Raw genomic sequence first — 12,187 nt, forward strand, 5'->3', positions numbered from 1 at the left:
CTCTATTAAACGGCTTTCGCTTTTTCTTCTTCTTTGCCTGTTTTTTTGTTTGTCAGCTTAATTGATTTGACAAACAGTGTCAGGACCAATCCGGCTGCGATAAAGGCCAGCCCTGTGAAAAACACGCTGTGAAGCGAATCCATCAGTGACGTTTTCAAAACCGGCACGATATGGGAAGAAAATGCGGCCGGAATCTGCTTAATCGATTCCTGGCTGAACAAGGATTGAAGCAGCCCTTCAGGATTCTTGTCAATCATACCTTTAAACTGGGCGGCAAAGGCACTTGCCTGTTTCGGGAGTGAATCTAAGTAAGGCACCAGTCTGTCGGTTAAAAGGCTTCCTGATCTGGCATTCATGACAGCGCCGAGCACCGTAATGCCGAACGTTCCCCCGATCATCCGGAAAAATTGGCTTGATGAAGTCACAACGCCCAGCTCTTCTTTTGAAAACGTTTCTTGCAGAGCGAGTGTGAGAAGCGGCATGACAAGCCCCATTCCCAGACCGATCACGGCCATATAGCATGTAGCCGCGAGCTTGCTTGTATCCAGCTGCAAGGTCGTTAATAAGAAGAAGCCGACGGCCATGATCAGCATGCCGATCATGATTTGCGGTTTAATACCGATCTTATAAACCAGCTGGCCTCCGATAATACTTGTGATAATCATAGATACCATCATCGGCGTCATAATCGTGCCGGACGCGGTGGCGCTGACTCCGATAATTCCCTGCATAAAGAAAGGAACGAACGTAACGGCGCCGAACATGCCGATACTCATGAAAAACCCGATCAGATTCAGTACGGTAAACGTTCTGTTTTTAAACAGGTACATCGGCAGAATCGGTTCTTTTGCCTTGATTTCAGCGAAAATGAATCCGACAATCCCGGCAAGCGCAAGCGCAAAGAGACCGAGAATCTGCCAAGAGCCCCATGCGTAATCCTTTCCTCCGAAGCTGAGCGCGAGGAGGAGGCTGACGATTCCGACGATCATTGTGAAAATGCCGGCGATGTCAAAGTTAATCGGCCCAGTCTGTTTTCTGCCTTGAAGTCCTCTTGCGATAAAGATCACGGCTAAAATTCCGACAGGCAGGTTGATATAGAAAACCCATTTCCAATTTAATGAGTCAACAATCCAGCCCCCGATTTGCGGGCCGATCACGGAAGCAAGCCCGTAAATCGCCCCGAAAAGCCCTTGGAACTTGGCACGCTGTTTTCCTGTGAACAAATCCCCGATGACGATCATAGCCATCGGCATCATGACACCGCCGCCGATTCCCTGAAGTCCGCGGAAAATAATCAGTTCCGTCATGTTGCTGGCCATTCCGCACAGTGCGGAAGCTCCCATAAAAATCAATAAACCTGACACATAGACGACGCGGCGTCCCAATAAATCTGCAAGTTTCCCCGCAATCGGAACGATCGTCGTCGAAGTTAAAAGATATGCCGTGGTCAGCCACGTCATCATGCTTAATCCCCCGAGGTCACCCACGATTTTAGGAATCGCCGTTCCTACGATGGTGCCGTCAAGGGCTGAGAAAAACATGGCGATGATTAAGCCGGTTATCAATAATGTGCGTTTTGGATCTTTCTTTTCAATGCTCATGTTTCGGCAGCTCCTCTATTCTATTCGTTTTCTTTTTGATCAGCCGCGTATTTCTCGGCGGCTTCCGCTACTTTGCGGATAATGTTCATGGACTGAATCAGTTCATCGTCAGTCAGAACGGATAGGTTTCGCGCTAATATCGCTTTTCTTCCTTCCACGACATCTTCGAATTTTTTTTCGCCTTTTTTGGTAAGGCTGATGTCGATGACACGTCTGTCCTGCTGATTATGTTTGCGGACGATGAGTCCTTTTTGCTCGAGGCGGTCGGCCATCAGCGTCACTGCGCTCGGTTTTACTTCCATGCGTTCCGCAATTTCGGAAACTTTGCAGCTCCCGTGTTTTTTCAGGCTGGCTAAAACAAATAATTGGGCAGGCGTCACCTCGTGTTTTGCCATGCTTTCCACCATTTCAGGCTGTATGTTTTGCAGCAGCGTCTGAAGAGATTTCTGGATGTCAGACACATATTGATCCGCGTTTTTCATAACTCCTCCTCATCTTGTTCCTTGAGAAAATAATTAACATTAGTTAAATATAAATAAGGATTAATGATAAGTCAATCTTTTTGTGCAAAAATAAAAAAAGGATTGATGCTTGTCGAAAACATCAAATCCTTCTTCGTTTTACTGCTGATAGGGAGACTGCTGCTGAATGGTCTGCCGGAACTTCTCATACGATTGCTGAAGCTTTTGGGTATCGGCTGCTTCAATGGAATACCAGCCATTTTGAAACATCACATCGTATAATCTTCTTTGCGCTTTTTGTGACTCATCGAAAATCGCCTGAATATCTTGATAAAGAGACTCGTGGCTGAACTCGTGCAGGGCTGTGCAATATGAAGCCGTGATGTATTTTTCCGTCGTCAGCAGCTCATTGACCAAGTCTCTGTCATTCATTTGCGCCGTATTGGGCACGGGCGTTTGCGGATTCGTGATTTTTTGATTTTGCTGTTCCATGTATTGTCCTCCTATTGCATGTAGCCTGTTGTTGTCTGTCCGCCTTGATCGGGGTTCAAGCGGCCTAATATGTGCTGATAATGCTTCTCATGCATCCGGCCGATCTGATCAAGCTCTTGTTTTAACGTCTGATTCTGGCAGTGTTCCGCCATAAAATGCGCTTTTTTCATGGCAAGCAGATTCCAGTTCAGCATGTCCTCAAGATACAAATGGTCTTTCGTTGAGATGACGGCAGGCGGCAAGTTTCCGTGCTGCTCTTGGTTGTTCATATAAACGCCTCCTTCAATTCTGTTCTTTTTAGCTTTCTCTGCGATCGGGATTTCATACACGAATAAAAGAAAAAGGAGGGAGTTCATCCTTGCTGCGGAGCATATGTTTATTTTTGTCGAAAAATAAAATGCTTACAAAATTCGCCCAGGCTTACGGAATCCGCTTCGGTGCGGGAAGGTTCGTTGCAGGGGAAACACTCACGGAAGCTGTGAAAACGGTAAAGCGGCTGAACCAAAAAGGGCTGTCGGCTTCGATTGATTATCTAGGTGAATATGCGGGTTCAGAGAAGGATGCGAAAAGGACGGCGGAAGAATGTAAAAAAGCAATCAGGGCCATTGCCGAGAATCAACTGGATTGTGAGCTGTCTCTGAAATTAACATCCATCGGTCTGGATATTTCCGAGAAACTCGCGGAACAGCATGTCAGAGACATATTGACGGAGGCAAAAGAACGCTGCGTGCCTGTAACGATTGATATGGAGGACTATTCAAGATGCGGCCGTACACTCGAGCTGTATAAGCGGTGCAAGCCGGATTTTCCGATGCTCGGCACCGTCATTCAGGCTTATTTGTACCGCGCAGCTGAAGACATCAGCGGTCTGATGCCATACAAGCCGCGGCTCAGGCTTGTAAAAGGCGCTTATAAAGAATCGGCGGCCGTTGCATTCCCTGATAAAAAAGCAACCGACCTTCATTTTCAGCAGCTGATTAAGCTGCAGCTTTTGAGCGGCCATGAAACGGCGGTGGCAACACATGATGATGACATCATTTCTTATACGAAAACACTCATCAGCGAGCATCAAATTCCACGGGAGCAGTTTGAATTCCAAATGCTGTACGGCATCAGAACGGAGCGCCAGAAGGAGCTTGCCGAAGAAGGATACAGGATGAGGGTGTATGTCCCGTACGGCACCGATTGGTACGGGTACTTGATGAGAAGAATTGCCGAGCGCCCGGCAAATGCGGCGTTTGTGCTGAAAGGGATCTTTAAAAAATAACGGCTGCTCCAAAAAGCAGCCGCAGTATGTTATTCCATGTTGTCTTTTTTATATTGCTGATTTTGGCTCGTCCGTTTGCCGCCGCCGTATTTTTGCTTCGGTCCCGCATTTCCTTTCATGCTGGCCGCGCTCACTGCGGCAGAAGACGGATCTTTTCTCCCTCGCACCATTCCCTTCACCTCCGGGTTTAAGTTTCCCGCCCGCGCCATGGAACATGCGGAAGCCGAAAAATTTAAAAAAATTCCATATTTGCTATTGAAGTCATCCTGAAAATCTTTTAAGATGAAAGAAGAAAAGGGTTTCATTTTTTTTGCCGAAAAAATGAATGACTATTCATTCAAAGTTCAAGGGGGATGACTCATGCACAAGTTTATAAAGAAAGCAGCCGTTCTCGGATCAGGCGTCATGGGGTCCGGAATTGCCGCGCACTTGGCTAACATCGGAATTCCCGTCCTGCTGCTTGATATTGTGCCAAACGAGCTGACAAAGGATGAGATGAAAAAAGGGCTGACATTAGAAAGCCCGGAGGTCCGCAGCAGACTGAGCCGATCGGCCATGCAAAAGCTGCTGAAGCAAAAACCGGCGCCGCTGACTTCGGCTGCCAATCTCGACTATATAACGGCGGGGAATTTGGAAGATGACGCAGCTCAATTGAAGGATGCTGATTGGATTATTGAAGTCGTCGTCGAAAATCTTGACGTGAAAAAACAGATTTTCTCACTCGTTGATGAATACCGGAAACAGGGAAGCATCGTGTCGAGCAATACGTCCGGTATCTCCGTCACAAAAATGGCGGAAGGCCGATCTGCCGATTTTAAAGCTCATTTCTTAGGAACCCATTTCTTTAATCCGGCCCGCTACTTAAAGCTTTTGGAAATCATTCCGATTCAGGAAACAGATCCTGACGTTCTGGAGTTTATGACTTCATTTGCAGAAAACACGCTTGGGAAAGGTGTCGTCATCGCAAAAGACACGCCTAACTTTATCGCCAACCGCATCGGTACGTACGGCCTCCTGGTCACGGTAAGAGAAATGCTTTCTTCCGGCTGCCGCATCGGCGAGGTGGACACGGTGACCGGGCCTTTGATCGGCAGACCGAAAAGCGCGACCTTCAGAACCCTTGACGTTGTGGGGCTAGATACTTTCGCTCATGTGGCAAAAAATGTGTATGATAAAGCCGACGGCGCTGAAAAAGACATGTTTAAGCTTCCTGAATTTATGAATGACATGCTGAAAAACAATTGGCTGGGCAGCAAATCAGGCCAAGGTTTTTACAAAAAAGAAGGTAAAACAATATATGAACTTGATCCGCTGACCATGACATACGGTGAGCGCTCGAAAATGAAGACGCCCGCGTTAGAAGCCGCCAAACAGGCAAAGGGTGCCAAAGGCAAAATGAAAGCGCTTATATACTCTGATGACCGCGCCGGACGCCTGCTTTGGAATATTACATCGCAAACACTCTTATACTCAGCCCGGCTTTTAGGTGAGATCGCTGATGATATTAAAGCAATTGATGACGCCATGAAATGGGGCTTCGGATGGGAGCTCGGACCGTTTGAGATGTGGGATGCCATCGGCGTCAGAAAATCAGCGGAGCGGCTCGAAGAAGAAGGCGCAGCACTCCCCGGCTGGGTGAAAGAGATGCTTGATCAGGGCCATGAAACATTTTATATGAAGGAAAACGGAACACAATTTTATTATTCAGACGGCCAATACAGGGCTGTGAAAGAAAATCCGAAACGGATCAGCCTGCAGACGTTAAAAGAAACAAAAGGCGTTATCACTAAAAACAGCGGCGCAAGTCTGATTGATCTCGGCGATGATGTCGCGCTGCTGGAATTTCATACGAAAAGCAACGCGATCGGCTTAGACATTATTCAGATGATTGACAATGCGCTTGAGGAAACGGAGCGGAATTATAAAGGTCTTGTCATCGGAAACCAAGGCAGACATTTCTGCGCGGGAGCAAACCTTGCGATGATTTTAATGGAAGCCCAGGATGATAACTTCATGGAAGTCGATTTTGTCATCCGCCGTTTTCAGCAGACGATGCTGAACATCAAATACAGCGCTAAACCCGTTGTAGCGGCGCCATTTGGGATGACACTCGGCGGCGGCACGGAAGTCTGTCTCCCGGCGGCACGCGTTCAGGCGGCGAGCGAATCGTATATGGGTCTCGTTGAAACCGGCGTCGGCCTTATTCCGGGCGGCGGAGGAAACAAAGAGCTGTACATGAATTATTTGGACGGCGGAAGTGAACTGATGGACGCGGCCATTAAAACCTTCGAAACAATCGCGCTTGCCAAGGTGTCCGGTTCGGCACACGAAGCCCGTGACATGAAGATTTTGTCCGCGGCAGACCGTATCAGCATGAATCAGGATCACCTGCTGCACGATGCGAAACAGCTGGCTGCTTCCTTATATGACAGCGGATACCGCCCGCCTGCCCGCAAAAAAGTGAAAGTCACCGGAGAAACCGGCTGTGCGGCATTACTGCTCGGAGCAGACCAAATGAGACGGTCGGGTTATTTATCCGATCACGATATGAAGATTGCGAAGAAGCTGGCCCATGTCATTGCCGGCGGAAGAGTCCCGTTCGGCACGGAGGTTTCAGAAGAATATTTACTCGAGATTGAAAGAGAAGCCTTTTTAAGCCTCGCTGGCGAGGCGAAATCTCAAGCGAGAATGCAGCATATGCTCGTCAAAGGCAAACCTTTACGGAACTAGGAGGGTGTTTATGAGAGAAGCAGTCATTGTGGCCGGTGCGAGAACCCCGGTCGGTAAAGCGAAAAAAGGATCGCTTGCAGCCGTTCGTCCTGATGATTTAGGCGCGCTTTGTGTAAAAGAAACGCTGAAACGGGCAGGCGGCTATGAAGGAAATATCGATGACTTAATTATCGGATGTGCAACACCTGAAGCCGAACAAGGATTAAATATGGCGCGGAATATCGGTGCGCTGGCGGGGCTTCCTCATACGGTGCCGGCCATTACGGTGAACCGCTACTGCTCTTCCGGGCTCCAATCCATCGCTTACGGTGCGGAAAAAATCATGATCGGCGCGGGTGACACCGTCATTGCGGGCGGTGCGGAATCCATGTCGCAAGTTCCGATGATGGGGCATGTGACACGGCCGAATATCGCTTTGGCGGAGCATGCGCCTGAGTATTACATGAGCATGGGGCATACGGCGGAGCAGGTCGCCGAAACGTACGGCGTATCCAGAGAAGACCAGGATGCATTTGCAGTCCGCAGCCATCAGAATGCCGCAAAAGCCCTTAAGGAAGGGAAATTCAATGACGAAATCGTGCCGGTTGAAGTATCGCTGACAGAAGTCGGGGATGACCATAAGCCGCGGAAAAAACAATTTACGTTTTCTCAGGATGAAGGCGTGCGCCCCGGCACATCGGCTGACGTCTTGGCGAAGCTCCGCCCGGCTTTTTCTAAAACGGGAACCGTGACGGCCGGGAACTCTTCACAAACAAGTGACGGCGCGGCGGCTGTCATGTTGATGGATCGCGAAAAAGCATCGTCGCTCGGATTGGCGCCGCTAGTCAAATTCCGTTCCTTTGCCGTAGGCGGCGTTCCCCCTGAGGTAATGGGAATCGGTCCGATTGAAGCCATTCCGCGGGCGCTCAAGCTTGCCGGACTCGAATTACAGGATATCGGGCTTTTTGAATTGAATGAGGCCTTTGCTTCACAGGCCATTCAAGTCATCAGATCGCTCGGGATAGATGAAGAAAAGGTGAACGTCAACGGAGGCGCCATCGCGCTCGGACATCCGCTCGGATGCACGGGGACGAAGCTGACCCTGTCACTTATACATGAAATGAAACGGAGAAACGAGCAATTCGGCGTTGTGACGATGTGCATCGGAGGCGGCATGGGCGCTGCCGGCGTATTTGAACTCATTTAAAAAAAGGGGGAAATGAACATGAAACAGGAAACGGTCAACGTCAAAAAAGGCGGCAGCTTTCTGATTGAAGAGACGGGATATGATCAAATATTCACTCCGGAGGACTTTACAGACGAACATAAAATGATCGGCAAAACGACAGAAGACTATGTCGTAAACGATGTGCTTCCTTATATCGATGAAATTGAAAACCATCAGTTCGAGCATTCGGTCAGACTGCTGAGAAAAGCCGGAGATCTCGGCCTCCTCGGAGCAGACGTGCCTGAAGAGTACGGCGGCATCGGATTGGATAAAATCAGTTCAGCCTTCATTACGGAAAAGTTTTCACGTGCCGGCAGCTTTTCGCTGTCTTACGGCGCTCACGTCGGTATCGGCTCATTGCCGATCGTGTTCTTCGGAACGGAAGAACAGAAGAAAACCTATTTGCCGGACTTGGCTTCAGGACAAAGAATCGCGGCATACGCCTTAACTGAGCCCGGTTCAGGTTCAGATGCCCTCGGCGCGAAAACGACAGCTGTTTTGAATGAAGCAGGCACACACTATATTCTTAACGGAGAAAAGCAATGGATTACAAACTCCGCCTTTGCAGATGTCTTTGTCGTCTACGCTAAAGTGGACGGAGATAAATTTTCCGCATTTATCGTAGAAAAGAACTATCCGGGCGTGTCAACGGGCCCGGAAGAGAAAAAAATGGGGATTAAGGGTTCATCGACAAGAACGCTGATTTTAGATCAGGCGGAAGTCCCGAAAGAAAACCTTCTCGGCGAAATCGGAAAAGGCCATGTCATCGCTTTTAATATTCTGAATATCGGGCGCTACAAGCTTGCCGTCGGCACAATCGGCGCTTCAAAACGGGTGATTGAGCTGTCTGCCTCTTATGCAAACCAGCGCCGGCAATTTAAAACGCCGATCTCAAGCTTCACGCTCACTCAGGAAAAGCTTGCGACGATGTCAGCCCGGCTTTACGCCATGGAGAGCTCTGTATACAGAACAGTGGGCTTATTCGAAGATAATATGAGCAGACTGACGGAAGAGGAGCAAAAAGACGGACGCGAAGTCGCGAAGTCAATCGCCGAGTACGCGATTGAATGCTCGCTCAACAAAATGTGCGGTTCTGAAACGCTTGATTACATTGCCGATGAAGGCGTTCAAATTCACGGCGGTTACGGATTTATGCAGGAATATGAAGTGGAGCGCGCCTATCGCGACTCAAGAATCAACAGAATTTTTGAAGGCACAAATGAAATCAACCGCCTGATCGTAACGAGCACGTTCCTGAAAAAAGCCGTAAAAGGTCAGCTGCCGCTCTTTGAAAAAGCAAAAGCGCTCCAAGAAGAACTCATGATGCTGATGCCTGAAGAGCCGGGCTCAGAACCTCTTGAACAGGAAAAATACATTGTCAGACAGGCGAAAAAGATCGCCCTCTTGACAGCGGGTCTCGCGGCGCAGAAATACGGCAAAGAGATCGAAGGCGAGCAGGAAATCATGGTGAACATTGCGGATATTGTCAGCGCGCTATACGCTTTGGAATCTGCCGTCCTCAGAACGGAAAAAGCAATTGCGGCGGACGGTGCCGAAAAAGCCGCGCAGAAGCTGTTATATACGGAAATCTTTGCCCAGGAAGCCCTTCAGAACATTGAAGCGCACGCCAAAGAATCACTGATCGCCATGGAGGAAGGAGATTCCCTCCGCATGATGCTTTCCGTGCTGCGCAAACTGACGCGCCTGACGCCGAAAAACCTCATTCAGAAAAAACGTGAAGCGGCAGCCGCCGTCTTCCGTGAAGAAAAATATACGGTCTGATCACATGCTGAAAGCGCTCCTTCATCAGGGGCGCTTTTTCATGAAGCAACGTTATAGGTTTTTACAAGTGATTGTGTTAAAATAACGACGATCATTTACAAGGGGTGAAGAAGATGTCGTTAAATTTTTACTGGTACCCTAAATGCGGAACGTGCCGTAATGCGAAAAAATGGCTGGAAGACCGCGGTAAGGAAATAAACGAAATACATATCGCGGAGGAAACTCCGTCGAAAGAAGAAATTAAAGACCTCTATGAAAAGAGCGGTCTTGAGCTCAAAAAGTTTTTCAACACGAGCGGAATGAAATACCGCGAGCTGAACTTAAAGGAAAAACTGTACCACATGTCAGAGGATGAACAGCTTGAACTCCTGGCATCAGACGGTATGCTCCTGAAACGCCCGATTACGACAGACGGCGAAAAAGTCACTGTCGGCTTTAAAGAAGACCAATTCGAAAAATATTGGATGTAATGCCAGGTTCAAAGAATTATGGTATCTTCTTATTATAAGAAAAAAATGGAGGGATTTAGATGAGCACACCGAAAGATATGCGTTATTCCAAAGAGCACGAATGGGTCAAAGTTGAGGACGGAAAAGCCCGCATCGGGATTACACATTTCGCGCAAGCCGAACTTGGCGACATCGTATTTGTCGAGCTTCCGGAAGTCGGCGCCGAAATTAAAGCGGACGAGCCATTCGGCAGCGTGGAATCCGTCAAAACCGTATCCGAACTGTACGCACCGATTAACGGAACGGTGACGGAAGTGAACGAAGACCTTGATGACAGTCCTGAATTCGTAAACGAGTCTCCGTATGAAAAAGCGTGGATGATCGTCGTGGAACCGGCTGATGCTGAAGAAATCGAAAACCTCATGACTTCCGAGCAATATGACGAAATGACACAGGAAGACTGATCGGATAGCAAAGGGGCCATTTGGACATTCTATCTGTAACGGGAGGTGTCTAAAATGGCTTTTGATAAACAAAAGGTCGATGTGACGGAGAACGTCACGGGCCGCTTTCAAAACGGCCGGTTTTCCTTGTTTCATGAAAATGAAGCCATCGGCGAGATGACAGGCATGGACCAGTACGAGCTCAAACAGGGCTTTTCATTTGAAAATCAAAAATTTTATAAAACAGCCGATGTCATAAACGGCAGCGATCCGAAATATGTCGATTGCGATTATGAGAATGGCTGGTGTTAACAGTTGGCGGTGAATTTCACTGCCTTCTTTTTCAATCTGACGCTAAAACAATCGGCAGGTGACGCGCTTATGTACAACGGAGATGAAAAGGTCATTATCGTAGAAGGAAAATCTGATAAAATCAAAGTCAGGGAAGTGCTCATCGAACCCGCGGAAATCGTCTGTACAAACGGGACGATCGGCCAAACCGAACTGGAAGATTTGGCGGACCGCCTGTTTGACAGAGACGTCTATATTTTAACGGACGCAGATGACTCGGGAGATAAACTAAGAAAACAGCTGAAACGGGAGCTTCCCGAAGCGCGCCATATTTATATAGACAGAACATACAGGCAAGTCGAGTCGTGCCCGGGCCATCATCTCGCATCTGTGCTGATCAGAGCCGGCTTTGATGCTGACACTGTATTTTTGAAAAAGAACGACCTGAGGTGGTAATCATGAAAGAACTCCAAGAAAATGAACTCGAATCGATTCAGGATGACGTTTATCTCCTGTATTTGTACACCCCGTTTTGCGGCACATGCCAGCTGGCGTCCAAAATGCTTACTGTCGTCGAAGAAATGCTGCCCGGCGCCGCCTTCTATAAAAACAACGTGAATTATTCCCCCGCATTCGCCAAAGCCTATCAGATTGAAAGCGTTCCGTGCTTTTTGCTGTTTAAAGGCGGAGAGCTTGTTGAGAAAGGATACGCCTTCCGCTCCGTTTCCTATTTATATGAGCTGATTAAACAAAAAACATCGCAAACGTTCCCGATGTGACAATATTTACAGGAAAATGTCGTGCGGTTTATAAAGGGTTCTGTCCGTTAAAAAGAGAAAGTGTATGTATGGCCATTAAAACGGGAGGTTATACGAGTGGAGAAAATAGAAGTTTCAGAGAATGACGGACAGCATCTGTTTTTGAAACCGCTATTAAACGCCTCAACGCTGCTGATTACATTCCAAGGAGAAACAGAAGCCTTAACGGTCTCAATTAACGGACAGGGAGAAATGAGAAAAACGTCGGTTTCAAAGGAAAAATCTAATTTGACCTTCTACGGAAACCAGACGGAAATCATCCATCTCCTGCATGGTGATGTCTCTTTGCAAAAGCTTATCCAAAGCGGAAAACTCAAAGTGAAAGGATCATTCAGAGCTCTGCTGAAGCTGGAGGCCATCCTCTGGCTGACAAATGGATTTTTTCAGGCGATCAGTAAACGGCCTTAAACTGCCAATCTACTATGTGACAATAGCTTCCAATATTTATTTTATTGACTTTTTATCATTCGCCGTGCTATTCTACAGTAAGAATTTCCGGACGAAAATACGATATGTTTTCTCTTATCAAGAGAGGTGGAGGGAAGTGCCCTATGAAGCCCGGCAACCATCAACAATGTTGAAATGGTGCCAATTCACTCGAAGCGGTCTGCTTTGAAAGATGAGAGAAAGGCCTTTTTCAATAAGC

The 12,187-nt window shown here is 47.9% G+C and carries 15 protein-coding genes and 1 riboswitch; of the genes, 10 read left to right on the forward strand and 5 right to left on the reverse strand.

From position 1 onward, the window contains the following. Window positions 1-5 precede the first annotated feature (5 nt). From OVA33_RS08600 to OVA33_RS08615, 4 genes are all read right to left on the reverse strand, one after another. Window positions 6-1,601, reverse strand: coding sequence for an MDR family MFS transporter (locus OVA33_RS08600; protein ID WP_063637101.1), 1,596 nt, complete (start codon window positions 1,599-1,601; stop codon window positions 6-8). A gap of 20 nt (window positions 1,602-1,621) precedes the next feature. Further along, window positions 1,622-2,083: a MarR family winged helix-turn-helix transcriptional regulator gene (locus OVA33_RS08605; RefSeq protein ID WP_063637102.1), complete on the reverse strand. Its 462-nt coding sequence runs from the start codon at window positions 2,081-2,083 to the stop codon at window positions 1,622-1,624. A gap of 138 nt (window positions 2,084-2,221) precedes the next feature. After that, on the reverse strand, window positions 2,222-2,554 hold the full coding sequence (locus OVA33_RS08610) for a spore coat protein (protein WP_017418957.1): 333 nt from the start codon (window positions 2,552-2,554) through the stop codon (window positions 2,222-2,224). 11 nt (window positions 2,555-2,565) lie between these two features. Continuing rightward, entirely contained in the window at window positions 2,566-2,823 is a 258-nt protein-coding gene (locus tag OVA33_RS08615) for a hypothetical protein (protein WP_003151832.1), read from the reverse strand. Window positions 2,824-2,912: 89 nt separating this feature from the next. On the opposite strand from OVA33_RS08615, the gene OVA33_RS08620 reads away from it, so the two are divergent. Beyond that, window positions 2,913-3,821 carry a proline dehydrogenase family protein gene (locus tag OVA33_RS08620; protein WP_017418958.1) on the forward strand — a complete coding sequence of 303 codons (909 nt, stop codon included), beginning with the start codon at window positions 2,913-2,915 and terminating at the stop codon, window positions 3,819-3,821. A gap of 29 nt (window positions 3,822-3,850) precedes the next feature. Here the strand turns inward: OVA33_RS08620 and OVA33_RS08625 are convergent, their stop codons facing one another. Next, the gene (locus OVA33_RS08625; RefSeq protein ID WP_003151836.1) at window positions 3,851-3,991 is read right to left on the reverse strand and encodes a YuzL family protein; all 141 of its coding nucleotides are present in this window, start codon (window positions 3,989-3,991) and stop codon (window positions 3,851-3,853) included. Between the two features lie 190 nt (window positions 3,992-4,181). Between OVA33_RS08625 and OVA33_RS08630 the strand changes: the two genes are divergently transcribed. The 9 genes from OVA33_RS08630 to OVA33_RS08670 all read left to right on the forward strand — a co-directional run bounded on the left by OVA33_RS08630 (window position 4,182) and on the right by OVA33_RS08670 (window position 11,949). Continuing rightward, window positions 4,182-6,551: a 3-hydroxyacyl-CoA dehydrogenase/enoyl-CoA hydratase family protein gene (locus OVA33_RS08630; RefSeq protein ID WP_063637103.1), complete on the forward strand. Its 2,370-nt coding sequence runs from the start codon at window positions 4,182-4,184 to the stop codon at window positions 6,549-6,551. A 10-nt stretch (window positions 6,552-6,561) separates the two neighbouring features. Beyond that, window positions 6,562-7,737: an acetyl-CoA C-acetyltransferase gene (locus tag OVA33_RS08635; protein ID WP_003151841.1), complete on the forward strand. Its 1,176-nt coding sequence runs from the start codon at window positions 6,562-6,564 to the stop codon at window positions 7,735-7,737. An 18-nt stretch (window positions 7,738-7,755) separates the two neighbouring features. Then, window positions 7,756-9,540 (forward strand): acyl-CoA dehydrogenase family protein, encoded by a 1,785-nt coding sequence (locus OVA33_RS08640; protein ID WP_017418961.1) that lies wholly within the window; start codon window positions 7,756-7,758, stop codon window positions 9,538-9,540. 113 nt (window positions 9,541-9,653) lie between these two features. Continuing rightward, a complete protein-coding gene (locus OVA33_RS08645) occupies window positions 9,654-10,010 on the forward strand; it encodes an arsenate reductase family protein (RefSeq protein ID WP_003151843.1) in 357 nt (118 codons plus the stop codon). A gap of 59 nt (window positions 10,011-10,069) precedes the next feature. Beyond that, window positions 10,070-10,453: a glycine cleavage system protein GcvH gene (gene gcvH / locus OVA33_RS08650; RefSeq protein WP_003151844.1), complete on the forward strand. Its 384-nt coding sequence runs from the start codon at window positions 10,070-10,072 to the stop codon at window positions 10,451-10,453. A gap of 54 nt (window positions 10,454-10,507) precedes the next feature. Continuing rightward, entirely contained in the window at window positions 10,508-10,744 is a 237-nt protein-coding gene (locus tag OVA33_RS08655; protein WP_003151845.1) for a YusG family protein, read from the forward strand. Window positions 10,745-10,813: 69 nt separating this feature from the next. After that, window positions 10,814-11,179, forward strand: a complete 366-nt coding sequence (locus OVA33_RS08660) for a toprim domain-containing protein (RefSeq protein ID WP_017418962.1) — start codon at window positions 10,814-10,816, stop codon at window positions 11,177-11,179. 2 nt (window positions 11,180-11,181) lie between these two features. Then, entirely contained in the window at window positions 11,182-11,502 is a 321-nt protein-coding gene (locus OVA33_RS08665) for a thioredoxin family protein (protein WP_003151847.1), read from the forward strand. Between the two features lie 96 nt (window positions 11,503-11,598). Further along, complete coding sequence (locus OVA33_RS08670) at window positions 11,599-11,949, forward strand: SCP2 sterol-binding domain-containing protein (protein WP_007410085.1); 351 nt, start codon at window positions 11,599-11,601, stop codon at window positions 11,947-11,949. A gap of 111 nt (window positions 11,950-12,060) precedes the next feature. Then, window positions 12,061-12,167, forward strand: a riboswitch (SAM riboswitch). Window positions 12,168-12,187: the final 20 nt, after the last annotated feature.

Origin of the sequence: Bacillus sp. KICET-1 (genome assembly GCF_027721405.1) — a bacterium.
Classification (GTDB): Bacteria; Bacillota; Bacilli; order Bacillales; family Bacillaceae; genus Bacillus; species Bacillus velezensis.